Origin of the sequence: Streptomyces boncukensis (assembly GCF_011045075.1) — a bacterium.
GTDB classification, from domain to species: Bacteria; Actinomycetota; Actinomycetes; order Streptomycetales; family Streptomycetaceae; genus Streptomyces; species Streptomyces boncukensis.
This window is the reverse complement of the sequence record NZ_JAAKZZ010000089.1, coordinates 1-20,115: the sequence shown is the minus strand read 5'-3', so window position 1 is coordinate 20,115 and position 20,115 is coordinate 1. Positions and strand designations below refer to the sequence as shown.

Annotated in this window: 14 protein-coding genes; 8 read left to right on the top strand and 6 right to left on the bottom strand. The window is 71.8% G+C overall.

What is annotated here, in order from left to right:
• Window positions 1–154: 154 nt before the first annotated feature.
• The gene (locus G5C65_RS11615; protein ID WP_206441664.1) at window positions 155–1,300 is read right to left on the bottom strand and encodes a chitinase; all 1,146 of its coding nucleotides are present in this window, start codon (window positions 1,298–1,300) and stop codon (window positions 155–157) included.
• A gap of 190 nt (window positions 1,301–1,490) precedes the next feature.
• Between G5C65_RS11615 and G5C65_RS11610 the strand changes: the two genes are divergently transcribed.
• Together G5C65_RS11610 and G5C65_RS11605 are read left to right on the top strand one after the other, a co-directional pair.
• Entirely contained in the window at window positions 1,491–2,477 is a 987-nt protein-coding gene (locus G5C65_RS11610) for a zinc-binding dehydrogenase (RefSeq protein WP_165298685.1), read from the top strand.
• A 188-nt stretch (window positions 2,478–2,665) separates the two neighbouring features.
• Window positions 2,666–3,787 (top strand): magnesium and cobalt transport protein CorA, encoded by a 1,122-nt coding sequence (locus G5C65_RS11605; RefSeq protein ID WP_165298684.1) that lies wholly within the window; start codon window positions 2,666–2,668, stop codon window positions 3,785–3,787.
• Window positions 3,788–3,812: 25 nt separating this feature from the next.
• Here the strand turns inward: G5C65_RS11605 and G5C65_RS11600 are convergent, their stop codons facing one another.
• Together G5C65_RS11600 and G5C65_RS11595 are read right to left on the bottom strand one after the other, a co-directional pair.
• Window positions 3,813–5,165 (bottom strand): NAD(P)/FAD-dependent oxidoreductase, encoded by a 1,353-nt coding sequence (locus tag G5C65_RS11600; protein WP_165298683.1) that lies wholly within the window; start codon window positions 5,163–5,165, stop codon window positions 3,813–3,815.
• A 173-nt stretch (window positions 5,166–5,338) separates the two neighbouring features.
• Window positions 5,339–7,432: a PhoX family protein gene (locus G5C65_RS11595; protein WP_165298682.1), complete on the bottom strand. Its 2,094-nt coding sequence runs from the start codon at window positions 7,430–7,432 to the stop codon at window positions 5,339–5,341.
• A gap of 151 nt (window positions 7,433–7,583) precedes the next feature.
• Here G5C65_RS11595 and G5C65_RS11590 point away from each other — a divergent pair, with 151 nt between their 5' ends.
• From G5C65_RS11590 to G5C65_RS11580, 3 genes are all read left to right on the top strand, one after another.
• Complete coding sequence (locus G5C65_RS11590) at window positions 7,584–8,333, top strand: DUF981 domain-containing protein (RefSeq protein ID WP_165298681.1); 750 nt, start codon at window positions 7,584–7,586, stop codon at window positions 8,331–8,333.
• A 243-nt stretch (window positions 8,334–8,576) separates the two neighbouring features.
• Window positions 8,577–9,437, top strand: a complete 861-nt coding sequence (locus tag G5C65_RS11585) for a helix-turn-helix domain-containing protein (protein WP_165298680.1) — start codon at window positions 8,577–8,579, stop codon at window positions 9,435–9,437.
• Between the two features lie 117 nt (window positions 9,438–9,554).
• On the top strand, window positions 9,555–10,205 hold the full coding sequence (locus G5C65_RS11580; protein WP_165298679.1) for a hypothetical protein: 651 nt from the start codon (window positions 9,555–9,557) through the stop codon (window positions 10,203–10,205).
• Window positions 10,206–10,317: 112 nt separating this feature from the next.
• On the opposite strand, the gene metG is transcribed toward G5C65_RS11580, so the two are convergent.
• Window positions 10,318–11,925: a methionine--tRNA ligase gene (gene metG, locus G5C65_RS11575; RefSeq protein ID WP_165298678.1), complete on the bottom strand. Its 1,608-nt coding sequence runs from the start codon at window positions 11,923–11,925 to the stop codon at window positions 10,318–10,320.
• Between the two features lie 10 nt (window positions 11,926–11,935).
• Entirely contained in the window at window positions 11,936–13,702 is a 1,767-nt protein-coding gene (gene aspS / locus G5C65_RS11570; RefSeq protein ID WP_206441665.1) for an aspartate--tRNA ligase, read from the bottom strand.
• A 153-nt stretch (window positions 13,703–13,855) separates the two neighbouring features.
• Here aspS and G5C65_RS11565 point away from each other — a divergent pair, with 153 nt between their 5' ends.
• On the top strand, window positions 13,856–16,201 hold the full coding sequence (locus G5C65_RS11565; RefSeq protein ID WP_165298676.1) for an ATP-binding SpoIIE family protein phosphatase: 2,346 nt from the start codon (window positions 13,856–13,858) through the stop codon (window positions 16,199–16,201).
• 147 nt (window positions 16,202–16,348) lie between these two features.
• Here G5C65_RS11565 and G5C65_RS11560 read toward each other — a convergent pair whose 3' ends face one another.
• On the bottom strand, window positions 16,349–16,897 hold the full coding sequence (locus tag G5C65_RS11560; RefSeq protein WP_165298675.1) for an SseB family protein: 549 nt from the start codon (window positions 16,895–16,897) through the stop codon (window positions 16,349–16,351).
• A 119-nt stretch (window positions 16,898–17,016) separates the two neighbouring features.
• Here G5C65_RS11560 and G5C65_RS11555 point away from each other — a divergent pair, with 119 nt between their 5' ends.
• Together G5C65_RS11555 and G5C65_RS11550 are read left to right on the top strand one after the other, a co-directional pair.
• Entirely contained in the window at window positions 17,017–18,849 is a 1,833-nt protein-coding gene (locus G5C65_RS11555) for an acyl-CoA dehydrogenase (protein ID WP_165298674.1), read from the top strand.
• 273 nt (window positions 18,850–19,122) lie between these two features.
• A partial coding sequence (locus G5C65_RS11550) for a serine/threonine-protein kinase (RefSeq protein WP_165298686.1) occupies window positions 19,123–20,115 on the top strand: 993 nt, incomplete at its 3' end.

Below are 20,115 nucleotides of genomic sequence, written 5' to 3'. Positions count from 1 at the left end.
GGGCACCGGGGCGCGGGCGGCCGGGCGATGCTGGCCGACCGGGTCGATGAGGCGTTCGCCGCGCTGCCCGGCGCCCTCGCGCTCACCGCGGGCTGAACCCGCGGTGAGCGCTCGGCGGGCGCGCTGTGGGCACGCCCGCCCGGACACGGCGGTGTCAGCGGCCCTGGAGCCGCTTGACGTTGTCCCCGAAGGTCCAGTTCTTGGAGCCGTCCCAGTTGAGGGACCAGGTCATCAGGCCCTTCAGCTGGCCGTTGTAGTGGTTCCACGCCTGGGAGACCAGGGACGGTGACATATAGCCGCCGCCCGCGCCGGGCTGCGCCGGCAGGCCGGGCGCCTGCTTGTCGTAGGGCACGCGTATCGTCGTGCCCTGGATCTCCAGGCCGCTGTTCAGGCAGTCCGTCTGCGCGACGAAGCCCTGGACCGTGCCGGCGGAGTACGAGTCGCCCTGGCAGCCGTACATGCTGCCGTTGTAGTACTGCATGTTGAGCCACCACAGGCGGCCGTTGTCGGCGTACTTCTTCACGATCGGGAGGTACGCGCCCCAGATCGAGCCGTAGACCACGCTGCCGCCCGTCACATACGCGGTCTCCGGGGCCATCGTCAGCCCGAACTCCGGCGGCATCGCGGCCAGCACGCCGTCGATGATGTGGATGAGGTTCTCCTGGGAGGTGGAGAGCTGGTTGATGTTGCCGGTGCTGGTGAGGCCGGTCTCGATGTCGATGTCGATGCCGTCGAAGTTGTTCTCCTTCAGGATGGGGACGATCGTCTCGATGAACCGGTCGGCCACGGCGCGCGAGCTGAGGTCGATACCGGCGGTCGCTCCGCCGATGGACATCAGGATGGTCTGCCCGGACGCCTTGGCCTCGCACATCTCGGCCGGGGTGGGGACCTTCACCGTGTGGTCCATGCCGTCCTCCCACAGCACCGTGCCGTCCGAACGGATCACGGGGAAGGCGGCGTTGAGCACGTTGTGGCCGTGTGCGCGGATGCGGGGGTCGGTGACGGGGGTCCAGCCGAAGGGCGGGTGCACGCCGTTGGCCGCGCCGTCCCAGTTCTCCCAGTAGCCCTGGAGGACCTTGCCGGAGGGCTTGCCCTTGAGGGGGCACGTCTCGGCCTGGGCGGACGCGGGTTCGGCGGCGGGGCGCTCGACCGCTGTGCGCTCGACCGGTGTGGGCTCGACGGCCGTGCGCTCGGCGGCCTGGGGTGCGGCCGTGAACAGGAGGGGCAGGGCGCAGGCGAGCGCGGCGCCGAGGCCGACTGCGCGTCGCCGGTGCCGTCTTCGGACAGCTCGACCAGCCATCTCGGGCTCCCTTCACTTCCATTGGGGGGTGTGGGGGTCGTGAGGGAGCGTTCTGCGGTCCAGACCATTCGTCAAGAGGTCTGGACCGATGACGCGGCACACGGAGCTCGGCGCGCCTTGACTTGAACTTGCCTTTAAGTTGAATGCTAGGGGTGTCGCACCGCGAACGCCCAACCGCCGGGAGGCACCCATGCACGCCGTTGTCCTGCACGAGTTCGGCCCCGCCGAGAACCTGCGCTACGAGTCCGTACCCGACCCCGAGCCCGCCGCCGGGCAGGTCCGTATCGCCGTCCGCGCCGCGGGGGTCCACGCCATCGAGACCCGGATGCGCGCGGGCGCCGAGGGCGAGCTGCCGCCGCTGCCCGAGCTGCCCGCCGTCTTCGGCGGCGAGGTCTCGGGCACGGTCGACGCCGTGGGTCCCGGCGTCGACCCGGCCCTGAAGGGCCGCGACGTGGTCACCACGAGCAGCACGCCGGGCGGCTACGCCGAGCTGGCCGTCGCCGACGCCGACGCCCTCTACCCGCGGCCGGAGGGGCTGAGCCACCAGACCGCCGTCGCCATGGTCGTCACCGGCAACACCACCCTGGACATGCTGGACATCGCCCGGCTCACCCCCGACGACGTGATCCTGGTGACCTCGGCGGCCGGCGGCATCGGCCGCCTGGTGGTGCAGTACGCGCGCGGGCTCGGCGCCACCGTCGTCGGCGCGGCGGGCGGGCCGGAGAAGACCGCGGCCGTCCGGGAGCTGGGCGCGGACCTCGCCGTGGACTACAACCAGCCCGGCTGGGAGCGGACCGTCGCCGACTGGCTCGGCGACGGGCGGCGGATCACCGCCGTACTCGACGGCGTCGGCGGCGCGAAGACCCGGACGGCGTTCGAGCTGCTGGGCACCGGCGGCCGGCTGGTGACGTACGGCGCCATCTCGCTCGACAAGTTCACACCGTCCGAGCAGGAGCTCGCGGAGCGCGGGGTGACGTGGACGGACGCGCTGGCCGTCATGCTCAGCAGGCACACCGACGGCACGACCGGGGCCGACTTCGCGCGGCAGGCGCTGGAGGAGGCGGCGGCGGGGCGGCTGGTGCCCGCGGTGCAGGCGTTTCCGCTGGAGCGGGCGGCGGAGGCGCATGCCGCGCTGGAGCGGCGCGAGACGACCGGCAAGGTGGTGCTGGTCCCCTGACGTCCCGTGCGCGTGACAGGGGCGGTTCCGGGACGGGGCTGCCCCGGTCCGCCCACGGCGGGCTGCGGGCGCGTCGTGGCTTGGCGCGCAGTTCCCCGCGCCCCTTCGGGGCGCGGGGCAGCCCTGTCGCAGCCGGGCGGGGCGCGCGCGGTCGTACACTGGCGGCCGAGGCCGGAAGGAGTCCGCCCATGCCGTCGGTCCCGGTGGCCCCCGTCGTCGTCCGCGGCCTGCGCCGAGCCGTGCGCCGCCGCCCGCGCACCCGCCCCGCCGTGGACCTCGCCCACCCGTCCCGCTCACCGCTGGGGACCTCCGTGGTGCGCTGCGCCGCCTACGAGAACGGGGTGCGCTCGCCGGTCGACCACTCGCCCGAGGAGGCGCTGGCGCGGGTGCGCCAGGCCGGTTCGGGCTTTGTGTGGATGGGGCTGCACGAGCCCGCCGAGGAGGAGTTCGCACGGCTCACCGAGCTGTTCGGGCTGCATCCGCTGGCCGTGGACATGGCTGTCGAGGCCCGCCAGCGGCCCAAGGTGGAGCGGTTCGCCGGGTCGATGGCCGCGGTCTTCGGCACGGTGCGCTACCGGGAGCACGAGCAGCTGACGGACACCAGCCAGATCGTGGAGACCGGTGCCATCGCGGTCTTCGTCGGCAGGGACTTCGTCATCACCGTGCGGCACGGCGCGCACGGCTCGCTGGGCCCGCTGCGGGAGAGCCTGGAGGCCGCGCCCGAACGGCTCGCGCAGGGCCCGGCGGCGGTGCTGCACGCCATCGCGGACCAGGTGGTGGACGACTATCTGGACGTCACCGACTCCGTGCAGGGCGACATCGACCTGCTGGAGAGCGAGGTGTTCGCGCCGCGCGCGGAGCGCGGCGCGTTCGACACGGGGCGGATCTACCAGCTCAAGCGGGAGCTGCTGGCGCTGAAGCGGGCCGCAGGACCGCTGAGCCGCCCGCTGGAGGCGCTGTCCGAGAAGCCGGACCGGCTGATCGACGCGGAGATACGGAAGTACTTCCGGGACGTCCACGACCATGTGACCCGCGCGACCGAGCAGATCGCGGCGTTCGACGCGCTGCTGGACTCCATACTCCAGGCCAGCCTGGCGCAGATCACCGCCGCGCAGAACGAGGGGCTGCGGAAGGTCAGCGCCTGGGTCGCGGTCATCGCCGTTCCGACCATGGTGTGCGGGATCTACGGCATGAACTTCGACCACATGCCGGAACTGGACTGGCCCTTCGGCTATCCGCTGGCGCTGGTGCTGACCGGCACGGTGTGCGTGCTGATGTACCGCGCGTTCCGCCGCAACGGGTGGCTGTGAGGGCCGGGGCCCGGGGCCCGGGGCCTCACGGAGCCGGGGAGGCGCTCGCCTCGCGGGCGCGCTCCGGGCTGAGGTAGGCGTCCGTCGCCTCCATGTCCCGCAGGGTCGCGGGGCGGCGGGAGAGGAAGCCGGTCCGCAGGAAGTCGTCGCCTGACACGGCGTTGAGCCCCCAGTTGGCCACCGTGCGGAACTTGGCCGTACCGGTGTGCAGGGCCGCCAGGTGGTAGCCGCGGGCCACCACCTGGGCGGGGAGCCCGGACAGCTCCAGGCCCAGCGGCCGGGCCACCGCGTCCTTCCCGCCCAGGTCGACGACCAGCCCCAGGTCCCGGTGGCGGTAGGGCGTCAGCGGCATCCCGCGCAGCAGGGAGATGACGTTGCGGGCCACATGCCTGCCCTGCCGCGTCGCGTGCTGCGCGGTCGGCGGGCACACCGCACCGCCGCCCTGGGGCAGGTCCGGTACGGCCGCCGCGTCGCCCAGTGCGAAGACCCCGGGGCAGCCCGGCACCGACAGGTCCGCGTCGACGACGAGCCGCCCCTTGACGGTGTCCGCGTCCAGCGTGCCGATCAGCGGGCTCGCGGCCACGCCGGCCGTCCAGATGAGCGTGCGGGACGGCAGCACCCGGCCGTCCGTCAGCGTGATGGACTCGTCCTCCACGCTGGCCACCGAGACACCCAGCGAGACCTGCGTACCGCGCCGCTGGAGGATCTGCAGCGCGTGCCGGCCCAGCTTGTCGCCCAGTTCGGGCATCAGCTTGTCGGCCACGTCCAGCAGGTGCCAGGTGATCAGGCCGCGATCGAGGTTGGGGTAGCGCTTGGCCGCCGAGTTCGTCAGCCGCTGCAGGCAGGCGGCCGTCTCGGTGCCCGCGTAGCCGCCGCCGACCACCACGAACTGCAGCCGGGATGCGCGCTCCGCCTCGTCCTGGCCGGCGCAGGCGAGGTCGAGCTGGGCGATGACGTGGTCGCGTACGTACGCCGCCTCGGCGAGGGTCTTCATGCCGCGCGCGTGCGCGTCCAGGCCGGGGATGTCGAAGCTGCGGGTGACGCTGCCGGGGCACAGGACGAGGACGTCGTAGTGGCGGTTCGTCGTCTCCCCGGAGATCAGGCGGGTCACGCACACCCGGTCGCGGGGGTCGATGCCGATGGCCATGCCGGGCACGATCCTCGTGCGGTGCAGCATGCGGCGCAGCGGCGGTGCCACCGACTGCGGGGTGAGCACTCCGGCGGCGACCTGCGGCAGGAGGGGCAGATAGAGCTGGTAGCTGGCCGGGGTGACCAGGGTGATCTCGGCTTCGCTCGGCCGCAGGCCGCGCTCCAGCCCGCGCGCGCACTCGACGCCCGCGAAGCCGCCGCCCACGATCAGGATCTTGGTTCGTTCCATGGCCGGATCGTCCGTTCGTCACGGTTGGCGCCATTTCAGAGCTTTGTGCCGTCTCGTACGAGGCTCGCACAGGGAGATCCGGGACGCCACCGGGACCTAACAGCGTTAAGGCGCCCCCTCGCGGGAGGGGGCGCCTGTCGCTTACCGGTGTTCAGTGCACTGCCGGCACCCGGTCATGCGCCGATCCTGCCGCCGTTCTTCCGCCAGACGGACACCACCGCGGGACGGGTGATCTTCCCCGGTCCGTCCGGCCAGGCCGAGGCCGGGTTCTCCACGGAGGCGCCGTCCACCTCGCCCGGGTGCTGGACGGCCACCAGGACGCGGCGCTCCTGCACCAGCGGGCCGCAGGTCTCCGCGCCCGTCGGGACCGTGAGGAACTGGCGGACCTGGCCGCGCATCCGCCCGTGCGTGGCGACGCCGAACAGCCCGTCGTGCGAGCCCAGCGCATTGCCGTCGGTGGCGATCCACAGGTTCCCGTACGGGTCGAAGGTGACGTTGTCCGGGCAGGAGATCGGGCTGACCTGGTCCTTGGGGAAGCCGCCGAAGTAGGTCGAGGGGTCCTCCGGGTCGCCGCAGACCAGGAAGAGCTTCCAGTGGAAGCGCAGGGCGCGCCCGTCGTGGTGGCGCTCGGCGATCTCCAGGATCTGGCCGTGCTTGTTGGCGTTGCGCGGGTTGGCCTCGTCGGCGGCGGGCTTGCCGTCGGTGCCGCGCTGCGAGTTGTTGGTCAGCGCGACGTAGATCCGGCCGTCGCGGGGGCTGGGCTCGACGTCCTCGGGGCGGTCCATCTTGGTGGCGCCGACCTTGTCGCCCGCCATCCGGGTGTAGATGTAGACCTCCTCCGCCGTCATACCGGTCACGAACGACTGGTCGCCGCTGGCCAGCGGGATCCACTCGCCCTTGCCGTCGAACTCGCCGTCCTCCGGGAGCTTCCCGCTGCCGTCGATCTCGTCCGCCGGGCTGTCCCCGGTGAGCTTGGCGACGTAGAGCGTGCCCTCGTCCAGCAGCGACATGTTGTGCCGCCGCGCAGCGGCGCTGTTGCCGCGCCACATCCGGTTCTTCGAGACGAACTTGTAGAGGTAGTCGAAGCGCTCGTCGTCGCCCATGTAGACCACCGCGCGCCCGTCCCGGGTGAGCCGGGCCTGCGCCGCCTCGTGCTTGAAGCGGCCGAGCGCGGTGTGCTTGCGGGGCGCGGAGTGCGGGTCGTACGGGTCGATCTCCACGACCCAGCCGAAGCGGTTCGGCTCGTTGGGCTCCTTGGTGATGTCGAAGCGGTCGTCGAACCGCTCCCACTTGCGCGAGCTGGCGCCGCCGGACATCCCGTACCGCTTGAGCCGCGCGGCCTGCTCCGGGTCGGTGACCTGGTCGGCGTGGGCGAAGTACTGGTTGAAGTTCTCCTCGCCGGACAGCACGGTGCCCCACGGGGTGGTGCCGCCGGCGCAGTTGTTGAGGGTGCCCAGCACCTTCCGTCCGCTCGGGTCGGCCTGGGTGCGCAGCAGCTCGCTGCCCGCCGCCGGGCCGGTGACCTCGAACGGGGTGCTGACGGTGACCCGCCGGTTCAGCTGGTGGCGGTGCACAGGGCGCAGCGCGCCCGTACGCCACTCCTCCTGGACGGCGACGACCGACATCCCGTGCGCCGCCCAGGCGATCTCCGCCTGCTCACGGGTGGGGTTGTCCGGGTCGTAGCCCGCGAACATCAGGACCTCGTCGGTGTACTCGTGGTTGGCCACCAGGAGCTGCCGCCGGTGCTCGCCGCGCAGCGGCATGAGCATGAGGAAGTCGTTGTTGTAGCCGAACTGCCCGGCCTGCGCCTTGGCGCTCTGCCGGTCCTGGTCGAAGTCGGGGGCGCCGCGCAGGATCGGCTCGCCCCAGCGGATGACGACGTTCTGGCCGTACCCCTCGGGGACGGTCACCGCGTCCGCGGTGTTCGGCTCCACGGGGGTGAAGCGCAGGCCCCGCGCGGGCTTGCCGTGGCCATGACCGTGCCCGGGGCCGTGCTTCCCGGCCGCCCCCGCGGCGGGCGCCGCGGCGGCCGGGGTGGCGCCGGGGCCGGCGCCGAGCGCCGCGCCCGCGGCGGCGGTGGCACCCACCACGGCGCCGGCGCGCAGCACGGAGCGCCGGGAGAGGGCGCGCGCCACGACATCGCCCAGATACTCGTTGTCGCTGGTGTTGGGCACCTCGTGGAAGCACGCGTCGCCGCAGCGGTAGCGGCAGGTCATCGCCGATCTTCCCCCCGCGTGCGAGGGCAGCAGGGGCAGATTTTTACGCATGGTCGTCCCTCCGGATCCTGAACTCAGCCGCGGTGACGCTATGGGCACAGATGCGCCGGAGCACGGCCGCAGAGTGAACCCCGGGTGAATCCCCGGGCGTGTTGCCGCCGGTTCACGGCGCGCGATGCCCGAAATCCGGTAGTACGCGCCCATGTCATCTGTCTCTCCCCTGGAGCTGGCCACGCGGCTGGAGCAGTCCGCGGCCGGGCTGAAAATCGACTGGACGCGCATGCCGACCTACAACACGATCATGGCCGTCGCCGCGGGCGCCGGGCTGCTGCTCGTCGTGGCGCTCGGCCGGCAGCTGCTCGCCCGGGAGCGCCAGGTCGTCCCCGAGAGCTGGGCGCTGGCGTTCGGCGCGCTCGGCTTCACCCTCACGGTCACCGGGCTGCACATGACCCTCACCTGGCCGCTGGCCGGACAGGGCTTCCCGTTCGACAACATCGTCTTCGGCGAGCCGGCGCTGGCCTTCGGGGTGTTCCTCTCCGCCGCCGCCTTCTTCCTGTGGAAGCGGGGCGACGCGCTGGCCGGGGGCCCGGAGCGCCCGGCCCGGGTGGCGCAGTACGCCGGGCCGCTCTCGCTCTTCGTCGTCGGGATGGGGCTGGCCTGCTTCGGGATCGCGGCGGCCGGCTGGAAGTACACGCTGTTCGCGGCGCCGCCCGAGGAGCCGATCTCGGGCGAGTTCGCCGACCACCCGATGCTGGAGGCGAGCTTCATCTCGACGCTGTACGTGCTGGTGGGGATCGGCGCGCTGCTCTTCCCGCTGGTGCTGCGCAAGCCGAGCAGCAGACCGCTGACGCTGACGGTGGGCGCGGCCTGGACGCTGGCGGGGCTGGCCTTCCTGCTCTTCGGCGGGCTCAACTACTTCACCCACATCGGCCTCATCGTCAACACGATGTAGGGGCACCGGGGTCGGGCGCCCCGGTGGGCCGCTCCGCGCGAACCAGAACGGAGGCTTCCGGATCACCGCGGGAGCCCTCGTTCTGCGCGTTGTCGTTGTGTTCGCGAGCGGAAGTGGCCATCCCTCGCCCCTTCTTGGCCAGTTGATCGATGCCCCCTCCCGTATTCGCTGCGTGTAGATACGCTCACTAGCGGTAATTGCTACAACTCTTCCGATTGACGCCGCCATGGAGAAGGAGGGGACATGGCTCGTCCAGAGGAACAAGACCGGGCGTCGCTGGCCGCGTCGCTCGGCTCGACGGTCCGCCGCTTGCGGGAGGGGCGCGGCTGGACCCAGCAGGACCTCGCCGACCGGCTCTACGTCACCCCGTCCCGCGTCGCCCAGGTCGAGCTGGCGACCGACCCGCCGAACGAGGCGCTCGCGCAGGACCTGGACCGCGTCCTGGACGCCGGGGACGAGCTGAACGTGGCCTGGTTCCATATGAACCGGCTCGGCCATCCGTCGTGGGAGCGCCCGTATGTCGACCTGGAGCGCCGCGCGTGCCGGATGCGGGGGTACGCGCCGCAGCTCGTCCCCGGCATCCTGCAGACCGCCGGATACGCGGCGGCGCTGTTCTCCGTCGTCCGGCCCGGCATCTCGGACGAGGTGCTCAAGCGGCTGGTCGAGGCGCGCACCAGCAGGCAGAGCCTGCTGGGCGGGCGCGACCCGCTGCACCTGTGGGCCGTGCTGGACGAGACCATCCTGATGCGCCCGTTCGGCGACGACGAGTCGGTCATGCGCGACCAGCTCAGCCATCTGCTACTGACCGCCGCGCAGCCGAACGTCGAGCTGCAGATCCTGCCGCTCGAAGCGGGGCACCACGGCATGATGGACGGCCCCGTCACGCTGCTGGAGTTCCCCGACGGGCCGGGCGTGGCCTATCTGGCGGGCACCCGCGGCGGCGACCTCGCCGAGTCCCCGCACACGGTGAAGCAGTACGCGATGATCTACGACCGGCTCATCTTCAACTCCCTCTCCCCCGAGGAGAGCCGGGACCTGATCCGGTCCACCCTCAAGGAGCGGTACGGCTGTCCGCCGCCCCCGCCGCCGCCGAACGACACATGAGGTTGTTTCCGAACCACAACCCACCCGGCACCCAGCCCGTACGAGGTGTTCCTTACGCTCTTGCGCAGCGCACGCGGCCACCACGCGTGCATCCCCCCTACGGATAGGCGTAACGACATGTCACTCGGCAGAACGTCACTGCTGCGCGCGGCCGCCCCGGCCGCCGTCCTGGCCCTGGCCCTCACCGGGTGCGGTTCCGACGACTCGTCGGACGACGACAGCAAGAGCGGCAAGAGCGGCAAGGACGAGAAAAACAGCTCCTCGGCCAAGAAGAGCGGCCAGGACAGCGGGGACGGCCAGGACAGCGGGGACGGCGGCACGCTGACCGTCGGCGACACCGCGTCGGACGTGCAGGACTTCACCACAGCGAACAAGAAGGTGAAGGTCCAGGTCAAGGCCGAGAAACTGGAGGCCGGGAAGCTCGCGGACCTGCGTGCGGCCGGGTTCCAGAAGAAGGAGCTGGACGGCTACTACCCCGTCTATGTGTACTTCACCTACACGGTGAAGGACGGGCCCGCCACGCTGGACCGCCCGAACTTCAACCTCAAGGCGCGCGTCCTGGGGGAGGGCAGGAAGCCGGCCAAGAAGTTCCTCTCGATCGGCGGCGACCAGGTCAAGGGCGGCTGCCCCAAGGGTGAGCGCCACTCCTACCGGGTCGGGGGCACCGGCACCGAGTGCTCCACCTTCCTGCTCCCCGACGGCGTCAAGCCGGCGCAGGTCGCCTGGGCGGGCAGCTACACCAACCCGCTGATGTGGAACGTCAAGTGAGCGTCGGCTGGGCGCGCAGGTCCCCGCGCCCCTGGCGGGGCGCGGGGAACTGCGCGCTCGGCCACGACGGACGTGCGGACCGCCGCGGGCGGCAAGGGGCAGCCCGTGCCCGTCAGTCCTCCAGCCGGGGGAACAGGGCGGCGCCCTTCGTCACCGTGGCGCCGGCCGGGAGCCGGCCCCAGCGGGCCGCGTCACCGATCCGCTGGTCCGCCAGGGCGCCCAGGGACTCCTCGGCGCCCAGCGAGTCCCACAGCTTCTGCGAGGTGTCCGGCATCACGGCGTTCAGCAGCACCGCGCAGGCGCGCAGCGACTCGGCCGCGGTGTAGAGGATCGTCGCCAGCCGGGCGCGGGCCTCGTCGCTGGTGTCCTTGGCGACCTTCCACGGCTCCTGCTCCGTCAGATAGCCGTTGACCTGCTTGACGAAGTCGAAGACGGCCGCGATGCCGCCCGCGAAGTCGAGCTGCTCGCCGATCCTGTCGTCGGCCTCGGACACGGCCTTCCCGAGCGCCTCCACCAGCGCCTGCTCCGCGTCGCCGTGCGCCGCCGAGCCGTCCGGCAGGGTGCCGCCGAAGTACTTGCCGACCATGGCGGCGACCCGCGAGGCGAGGTTGCCGTAGTCGTTGGCCAGCTCGCTGGTGTAGCGCGCGGAGAAGTCCTCCCAGGAGAACGAGCCGTCCTGCCCGAAGGCGATGGCCCGCAGGAAGTACCAGCGGTAGGCGTCGACGCCGAAGTGCCCGGTGAGCTGCTGCGGGGAGATGCCGGTGAGGTTGGACTTGGACATCTTCTCGCCGCCGACCATCAGCCAGCCGTTGGCGACGACCCGCTTGGGCAGCGGCAGCCCGTTGGCCATCAGCATCGCGGGCCAGATCACCGCGTGGAAGCGGAGGATGTCCTTGCCGACCAGGTGCACATCGGCCGGGAAGACGTCCGCGAACCGCTCCGGGTCCGCGCCGTATCCCACGGCCGTCGCGTAGTTCAGCAGCGCGTCGATCCAGACGTAGATGACGTGCTTGTCGTCCCAGGGGATCTTGACGCCCCAGTCGAACGTCGAGCGGGAGATCGACAGGTCCTCCAGGCCCTGCCGCACGAACTGCACGACCTCGTTCCGCGCCGACTCGGGCTGGATGAAGTCCGGGTTCTCCGCGTAGTGCGCGAGGAGCCGCTCGCCGTACTCGGAGAGCTTGAAGAAGTAGTTCTCCTCCTTCAGCATCTCCACCGGCTTCTTGTGGATGGGGCACAGCTTCTGCCCCGCGTACTCGCCCTCGCCGTCCAGCAGCTCGGCGTACGTCTTGTACTCCTCGCAGGCCACGCAGTACGGGCCCGCGTAGCCGCCCTGGTAGATCTCGCCCCGGTCGTAGAGGTCCTGGACGAACTCCTGGACGCGGTCCGTGTGCCGCTGCTCGGTGGTGCGGATGAAGTCGTCGTTGGCGATCTCCAGGTGCTCCCAGAGGGGCTTCCACGCCTCCTCCACGAGCCGGTCGCACCACTCCTGCGGGGAGACCCCGTTCGCCTCGGCGGTGCGCATGATCTTCTGACCGTGCTCGTCCGTGCCGGTGAGGTACCACACCTTCTCGCCGCGCTGCCGGTGCCAGCGCGTGAGCACGTCGCCCGCGACGGTCGTGTAGGCGTGGCCCAGGTGGGGAGCGTCGTTCACGTAGTAGATGGGGGTCGAGACGTAGTACGTTCCCGGCTCCGTCTGCTCTGTTCCAGTGGCCGCCATATCCGGAATCCTATCGGCCCGCGGGGCGGCGGACCGAAAGGTGCAGCTCCTTCAGGCGGGCCTCGCCGACCTCGCTCGGGGCGCCCATCATCAGGTCCAGCGCGTTGTTGTTCAGCGGGAAGGCGATCGTCTCGCGCAGGTTCGGCTCGTCGGCCAGCAGCATCACGATGCGGTCGATGCCCGGCGCGATGCCGCCGTGCGGCGGGGCGCCGTACTCGAACGCGCGCAGCATGCCGCCGAATTCGCGCCGCACGTCCTCCTCCGCGTAGCCCGCGATGCCGAACGCCTCGAACATGATCTCCGGCTCGTGGTTCCGGATGGCGCCGGACGACAGCTCGACGCCGTTGCAGACGATGTCGTACTGCCAGGCCAGCACGTCCAGCGGGTCCTGGGTGCGGAGCGCCTCCAGGCCGCCCTGCGGCATGGAGAACGGGTTGTGCGAGAACTCGATCTTCCCGGTGTCCTCGTCCTTCTCGAACATCGGGAAGTCGACGATCCAGCAGAACCGGAAGACGTTCTCCTCGAAGTGCCCGGCCCGCCGTGCGGCCTCCACCCGCACCGCGCCCATGATCTTCGAGACCTCGTCGAACTCGCCGGCGCCGAAGAAGACCGCGTACCCCGGCTTCAGCGACAGCGCGTCGGTCAGCGCCGTCACATCCTGCTCGGTGAGGAACTTCGCGATCGGCCCGCTCAGCGAGCCGTCCTCGCCCACGCGCACCCAGGCCAGGCCCTTGGCGCCCTGCTCGACGGCGAAGTCGCCCAGCTCGTCGAAGAACCTGCGGGGCTGCTGGGCGGTGTCCGGCACCGGCAGCGCCCGCACATGCCGGTCCGCGAACGCCTTGAAGCCGGACCCGGCGAAGACGTGCGAGACGTCGGCCAGTTCGAGCCGGGCGCGCAGGTCCGGCTTGTCCGAGCCGTAGCGCACCATCGCCTCGCGGAACGGGATGCGCGGGAACGGGGAGGTCACATGGCGCCCCTCGCCCAGCTCCTCGAACAGCTCGGTCATCACCGTCTCGATGACCTGGAAGACGTCCTCCTGCTCGACGAAGCTCATCTCCATGTCGAGCTGGTAGAACTCGCCCGGCGAGCGGTCGGCGCGCGCGTCCTCGTCCCGGAAACAGGGCGCGATCTGGAAGTAGCGGTCGAAGCCCGCGATCATCAGCAGCTGCTTGAACTGCTGCGGCGCCTGCGGCAGCGCGTAGAACGTGCCCGGGTGCAGCCGCGAGGGCACCAGGAAGTCGCGGGCGCCCTCGGGGGAGGTGGCGGACAGGATGGGCGTCGCCATCTCGTTGAAGCCCTGGGCCGTCATCTTCTCCCGGATCTTCGCGATGACCCGGGAGCGCAGCATGATGTTGCGGTGCATGCGCTCGCGGCGCAGGTCCAGGAAGCGGTACTCCAGGCGGCGCTCCTCGTTGACGCCGTCCTCCGCGTTGATCGTGAACGGGATCTGCTCGGCGGCGCCCAGCACCTCCACCTCGGCGACCTCGACCTCGATCTCGCCGGTGGGCAGCTCCGGGTTGACGTTCTCGGCGCCGCGCGCCGTGACCCTGCCGTCGACGCGCAGCACGGTCTCCTTGGAGAGCGAGCCGAGCCTCTCGCTGATCTCGCCGGCCTCGTCGCGGACCACCAGCTGGACGATGCCGTAGTGGTCGCGGAGATCGATGAAGAGGATGCCGCCCAGGTTCCGGCGATTGTGCAGCCAGCCGCTCAGCCGGACGTCCGTGCCGACGTCGGAGGCGCGGAGCTCACCGCAGGTGTGGGACCGGTACCGATGCATCATTCATCCAAGTCGTTCGGCTCAGGGGTCACAGAGAGATGCCCTTCAGACTACCGCCCCGCACCGGCCCCTCTCGCCCCGTTGTCAGCCCTGCGCAGCTCAGCCGGTTTCCCCGGACGGACATCGCAAGAGCAACCTTTGTAAAGTGGTCGAATGCGCACCGAGGAAGCCCTGTCTGCCACCGGCGCCGGGCTTTGGACCTGGGACATCGCCACCGGGCTCGTGACCCTCGACGTGCATGCCGCATACCTCCTCGGCATCACGGCGGACCCGGCCCGCCCAGCGCCGCTCACCCTCCAGGGGAACACGGTCCGCTCCCACTTCCACGCCGTGGACTACGTCACATTCCGCGGCGTCCTCACCCTCGCCCTCTCGGAGGGCGCACCGGTGGAGACGTCGCTCCGGGTCGTCGGCCGGGAGGGCTCGGTGATCCGTACCGTACGCACCCTCATCCGCCCCCTCGACACCACGCCCGCCGAGATCTGCGGACCCGGCTCCCCGGAGTCCACCACCCGCATCGTGGGCCTGCTGTACGAGGTGCCCGAGCCGGGCCCGGAGGACGCGGGCGGCGACCCCGCAGCCCGCAGCGGCCCCAGAAACGGTTCTGCGGCGGATGAGGAGTCCGGCGGCGGCCCCGCGGCGAGCGGGGGCTGGGACTGGCGCCGCAACCGCGAGGCGTTCCTGCTGGACGCGGGCCGCGCCCTCGCCGAGGCGCACACCACCGCCGATGTGCTGCGCGTCGCCTCCTCGCTCGCCATGCCGGGCTTCGCGCCCGACCTGCTCACCGTCTACTCGCTGGACGGCGACCGGCTCCGCACCCTGGACGGCTCCGAGCGCAGCGTCGGCACCGGCATGGACCACCCGGTGGCCGAGGCGGCGCGCACCAGCCGCGCCATCTACCTCGCCGACCCGGACGAGTACGCCCGCCGCTACCCCGACGCCGCGCTGTACGTCTCCCGCCAGCCGCGGGAGCGGCGGGCCAGGGGCCACTGCCGCGCCTACCTCCCGCTGGTCGTCGCGGGCAGCGTCATCGGGGTGTGGATGACGGGCTACGCACGCCCCGTCGCCTTCACCCCGGACGAGCGCGCGGTACTGACGACGGTGGCGCGGATGCTGGCGCAGACCCTCTCCCGGGTGATGGTCAACGAGTCCGAGCGCGAGCTCTCGGCCGGCCTGCAGCGCACCATGCGCCCGGCCCGCAAGCCCGTCATCCCCGGTATGGAGCTGGCCGCCCGGTACATCCCGACCGGCGGCGGCCTGCAGGTGGGCGGCGACTGGTACGACGTGATCCCGCTGCCCTCGGGGCGTACGGCGCTGGTGATCGGCGACGTGCAGGGGCACGACGTGCGGGCCGCCGGGATCATGGGCCAGCTGCGGATCGCGCTGCGCGCCTACGCCTCCGAGGGCCACCACCCGGACGCGGTGCTGGCCCGCGCCTCCCGCTTCCTCTACGGCATGGCCGGCGCCTCCGCCGGGGACCCGCAGCCCGAGTCGGCCGGCCGGTCCGCGGGAGAGGGCGCGCCCACCGCCGTGACCGGGCCCGAGTCCCCCGGGGACGCCGAGGCCGAGGCCGACAACCCGCGCTTCGCCACCTGCCTGTATATCGAGGTGGACCCCGCGAGCGGCACCCTGGACATCGCCCGCGCCGGCCACCCGGACCCGGCCGTGCAGATGCCCGGCGGCCCCATGCGGGTCCGCCCGACGGCGGGCGGCCTGCCGCTCGGCATCGACCCGGACTCGGACTACCCGACCACCCGGCTCGTCCTGGAGCCCGGCGAGCGGCTGCTGATGTGCACCGACGGGCTGATCGAGACCGGCGGACACGACCTGGAGACCGGCTGGGACCGGATCCGCGAGGTCGTCGACGAGTACGAGGCGGCGCGCGACCCCGCAGCGCCGGCCCAGGACGCCCAGGACACCCAGGACGGCCCGTACGGCCTGGAGGGGCTGGCCGACGCGCTGGTGCAGGCGGTGCTCGGCCCGCCGGGCAGCCGGCCCCGCGGCCCGCTGCCCGAGCGGCACGAGGACGACATCGCGCTGCTGCTGCTCACCCCGGGCCCGGGGGCCAGGGGCGCGGCACCGGGCGGCGCGGCGGGCTCGGCCCGGCGCGGAGTGCTGAGCATCGCGCAGGCCGAGCCGGACCGGATCGCCGAGGCCCGGCACGGGCTGCGCGCCATGCTGCACGACTGGTCGGACGGCGACCAGGTGGACGGCGCGGTGCTGATGCTCTCGGAGATGCTCACCAACGTCCTGGTGCACACCGACAGCGACGCGCTGCTCACCGAGGAGATCACGGGAGAGCTGGGCGCCAGGACGCTGCGCGTCGAGGTCCGGGACGGCAGCGACGAGCTGCCGCACCGCCGCAGCCCCGGGGAGCTGGCCTCCTCGGGGCGGGGCCTGGTGCTGATGGAGATGCTGGCCGACCGGTGGGGCGTGGAGCCGCACGGGGAGGGCAAGTGCATCTGGTTCGAAATGCGGGAGCGGGTCCCGGAAACATAGCCGCACCCGGCATCGGCGCTGCGCAGGGGCTGCCCCTTGCCGACGCGCCGCAGTCCGCGGCACCGCTGTGGTCGCGCGCGCAGTTCCCCGCGCCCCTGGCGGGGCGCCATGGCCCGCGGAGTCACCGAGCGGGGGCTTGAGCGGGCGCTAGCCGTACATGCGGCGCATGGCGAAGTCGACCATCTCCTCGACCGCCTTGGCGTCGAAGACGACCCGGTGCTCGCCCTCCATGTCGAGCACGAAGCCGTACCCGGAGGGCAGCAGGTCGAGCACCTCGGCACCGGTGATCACGAAGTACTTGGACTCCTTGCCCGCGTACTTCCGCAGCTCCTTGAGGGTGCTGAACATCGGGATCACCGGCTGCTGGGTGTTGTGCAGCGCGAGGAACCCGGGGTTGTCGCCGCGCGGGCAGTAGACCTTGGAGGTGGAGAAGACGCCCTGGAAGTCCTCGGGGGACATCGCGCCCGTGGTGAACGCGCGCACCGCCTCCTGGAGCGAGGGCGGCGACGGCTCCGGATACAGCGGCTGCTGCTGGACGCCGGGCCCCGGCTGGCCGTACGGAGGCGGCGGCGCCCCGTGCGGCGCGCCATGGGCCCCGGGCGCTCCGGAGGCCCCGGGTGCGCCGTACGGGGGCGGGGGCGGCGGCTGGTAGCCGTGCCCCTGCCCGGAGGCGGCGGACTGGTCGTAGCCGTACATGCGGAAAAGCGTAACCAGTCACAGTTGGCCGGTGAGGGGTTGCACCTTATTACCGACGGGTAGCATCATCGGGGACAAGACTACTGACAAGTACGAGCGAGCCTTACGGAGCCGTCGCCATGGGGCACTACAAGTCGAATCTCCGCGACATCGAGTTCAACCTCTTCGAGGTGCTCGGCCGGGAGTCCGTGTATGGCACCGGACCGTTCGCGGAGATGGATGTCGAGACCGCCAAGAGCGTGCTGAGCGAGATCGCCCGGCTGGCCGAGAACGAGCTGGCCCAGTCCTACGAGGACGGCGACCGCACTCCGCCCGTCTTCGACCCCGGCACCCACACGGCCCCCGTGCCGGCCTCCTTCAAGAAGAGCTACCAGGCGTACATGGACGCCGAGTGGTGGCGGCTGGGCATCCCGGAGGAGATCGGCGGCACCACCGCGCCGCGCTCGCTGCTGTGGGGCTTCGCCGAGACGATCCTGGGCTCCAACCCGGCCGTGTGGATGTACGCGTCCGGGCCCGCCTTCGCCGGCGTCCTGCACGAGGAGGGCACCGAGGAGCAGCACAAGATCGCCAAGCTGATGGCGGAGCGGCAGTGGGGCTCCACCATGGTGCTCACCGAGCCGGACGCGGGCTCCGACGTCGGCGCGGGCCGCGCGAAGGCGGTCCAGCAGGACAACGGCTCCTGGCACATCGAGGGCGTGAAGCGGTTCATCACCTCCGGCGAGCACGACATGTCCGAGAACATCGTGCACTTCGTCCTCGCCCGCCCCGAGGGCCACGGCCCGGGGACGAAGGGCCTGTCGCTCTTCGTCGTGCCCAAGTACGACTTCGACTGGGAGACCGGCGAGCTCGGCGAGCGCAACGGCGTCTACGCCACCAACGTCGAGCACAAGATGGGCCTCAAGGTCTCCAACACCTGCGAGATGACCTTCGGCGCCGTGGACGGGAAGCCCGCCAAGGGCTGGCTGCTCGGCGAGAAGCACGACGGCATCCGCCAGATGTTCAAGATCATCGAGTTTGCCCGGATGATGGTCGGCACGAAGGCCATCGCCACCCTCTCCACCGGCTACCTCAACGCGCTGGAGTACGCCAAGGAGCGCGTCCAGGGCGCCGATCTGGCGCAGTTCACCGACAAGACGGCCCCGCGCGTCACCATCACCCACCACCCCGACGTGCGCCGCTCGCTGCTGACGCAGAAGGCGTACGCGGAGGGCATGCGCGCCCTGGTGCTCTACACCGCCTCCGTGCAGGACGACATCCTCGTCAAGGAGCAGTCCGGCGAGGACGCCTCCGCGGCGAAGCGCCTCAACGACCTGCTGCTGCCCATCGTCAAGGGCTACGGCTCGGAGAAGTCCTACGAGCAGCTGGCGCAGTCCCTGCAGACGCTGGGCGGCTCCGGCTATCTGCAGGAGTACCCGGTCGAGCAGTACATCCGGGACTCGAAGATCGACACCCTCTACGAGGGCACCACCGCCATCCAGGGGCAGGACTACTTCTTCCGCAAGGTCGTCCGCGACCAGGGCCAGGCGCTCACCGCGCTGTCGGAGGAGATCAAGAAGTTCCTGGCGGAGGCGAGCGGCGGCGAGGAACTGGCCGCGGCCCGGGACCAGCTCGCCAGGTCGGCCGCCGACCTGGAGGCCATCGTCGGCACCATGCTGACGGACCTGGCCGCCACCGAGAAGGACGTCGCGTCCATCTACAAGGTCGGGCTGAACACCACCCGCCTCCTGATGGCCTCGGGCGACGTCGTCGTCGGCTATCTGCTGCTGCGCGGCGCCGCCGTCGCGGCCGAGAAGCTGGGCACGGCCGCGCCGAAGGACGTGCCGTTCTACCAGGGCAAGATCGCGGCGGCCCGGTTCTTCGCGGCGAACGTGCTGCCCGGCGTGACCGTCCAGCGCGAACTCGCCGAGAGCGTCGACCAGTCGGTGATGGAGCTGGACGAGGCGGCGTTCTGAGGACGGGGCGGCGTTCCGAAACGGACGCGCCCGGCCGGTGTGCCCCCTCCGGTCGATAACGGATCGGGCACACCGGCCGTGCCGTCTCCACCTCCGGGCGGCGCGGACCTATCCTCACGGTGAACACGTGTGACACCACGTCAAGGACAGGTCACCACCAACGGGGTTCGGGGGGACGCACCAGTGGCAGGACAGGGGCCGGAGGCGCTGCGCGGGGACGACCCGCCCAGCATCGGGGCGTACCGGCTGCTCGCCCGGCTCGGCTCGGGCGGCATGGGCCGGGTCTACCTGGCCCGCAGCGAGCGCGGGCGCATGGTCGCCGTGAAGCTGGTGCAGCAGGAGCTGGCGGAACAGGAGGAGTTCCGCGGCCGGTTCCGGCACGAGGTCAACGCCGCCCGCAAGGTGGGCGGCCAGTGGACCGCGCCCGTGCTGGACGCGGACACCGAGGCCGACATCCCCTGGGTGGCCACCGGCTATATCGCGGGCCCCACCCTGCGGCAGGTCGTCGGCGACGACCACGGCCCGCTCCCGGAGAACACGCTGCGCGCCCTCGCCGCCGGACTCGCCCAGGCGCTCCGCGCGATTCACGGCGCGGGCCTCGTCCACCGGGACCTGAAGCCCTCCAACGTCCTGCTCACCCTCGACGGCCCCCGGGTCATCGACTTCGGCATCGCCCGCGCCCTGGAGGCCACCGCCGGCGGCCTCACCCGCACCGGCTCCAGCGTGGGCTCCCCCGGCTTCATGTCACCCGAGCAGGTGCGCGGCGAAGGCGTCACCGCCGCGAGCGACGTCTTCTGCCTGGGCTCCGTCCTGGCGTACGCCGCCACCGGCCGCTCGCCCTTCGGCGGCGCCGACAGCGGCGTGCACTCCCTGCTCTACCGCATCGCGCAGGAGGACCCCGACCTGGAGGGCGTCCCGGAGGGCGCCGGGCTGCGCGACCTCGTCGCCTCCTGCCTCGCCAAGGACCCGGACGAACGCCCCCGTCCGGACCGCGTCCTGGAGACCACCGCCGAGGACGCCCCCGACTCGCCCGCCTCCTGGCTCCCCGGCGAACTGGTGGCCCAGCTGGGCCGCGACGCCGTACGCCTGCTGGAGGTGGAGCACCCCACGGGCGAGCCCTCCGGCACGGCCGCCGACGCCGCTGGCGGCGGCGCGGAGCGCGAGGACGGGGCGGCGGGCCCGGAGGGCGGCGCGCCGGAGGCGGAGAGCCCGGAGGCCGGCGACTCCGAGGCACAGACCGCCATACGGCCCCAGGCCCCCCAGGCC

Excerpts from the sequence above, each read along its gene's own strand:
- G5C65_RS11615 (WP_206441664.1), bottom strand. The coding sequence starts at position 1,300 with ATGGCTGGTCGAGCTGTCCGAAGACGGCACCGGCGACGCGCAGTCGGC.
- G5C65_RS11610 (WP_165298685.1), top strand. The coding sequence starts at position 1,491 with ATGCACGCCGTTGTCCTGCACGAGTTCGGCCCCGCCGAGAACCTGCGC.
- G5C65_RS11605 (WP_165298684.1), top strand. The coding sequence starts at position 2,666 with ATGCCGTCGGTCCCGGTGGCCCCCGTCGTCGTCCGCGGCCTGCGCCGA.
- G5C65_RS11600 (WP_165298683.1), bottom strand. The coding sequence starts at position 5,165 with ATGGAACGAACCAAGATCCTGATCGTGGGCGGCGGCTTCGCGGGCGTC.
- G5C65_RS11595 (WP_165298682.1), bottom strand. The coding sequence starts at position 7,432 with ATGCGTAAAAATCTGCCCCTGCTGCCCTCGCACGCGGGGGGAAGATCG.
- G5C65_RS11590 (WP_165298681.1), top strand. The coding sequence starts at position 7,584 with ATGTCATCTGTCTCTCCCCTGGAGCTGGCCACGCGGCTGGAGCAGTCC.
- G5C65_RS11585 (WP_165298680.1), top strand. The coding sequence starts at position 8,577 with ATGGCTCGTCCAGAGGAACAAGACCGGGCGTCGCTGGCCGCGTCGCTC.
- G5C65_RS11580 (WP_165298679.1), top strand. The coding sequence starts at position 9,555 with ATGTCACTCGGCAGAACGTCACTGCTGCGCGCGGCCGCCCCGGCCGCC.
- metG (WP_165298678.1), bottom strand. The coding sequence starts at position 11,925 with ATGGCGGCCACTGGAACAGAGCAGACGGAGCCGGGAACGTACTACGTC.
- aspS (WP_206441665.1), bottom strand. The coding sequence starts at position 13,702 with ATGCATCGGTACCGGTCCCACACCTGCGGTGAGCTCCGCGCCTCCGAC.
- G5C65_RS11565 (WP_165298676.1), top strand. The coding sequence starts at position 13,856 with ATGCGCACCGAGGAAGCCCTGTCTGCCACCGGCGCCGGGCTTTGGACC.
- G5C65_RS11560 (WP_165298675.1), bottom strand. The coding sequence starts at position 16,897 with ATGTACGGCTACGACCAGTCCGCCGCCTCCGGGCAGGGGCACGGCTAC.
- G5C65_RS11555 (WP_165298674.1), top strand. The coding sequence starts at position 17,017 with ATGGGGCACTACAAGTCGAATCTCCGCGACATCGAGTTCAACCTCTTC.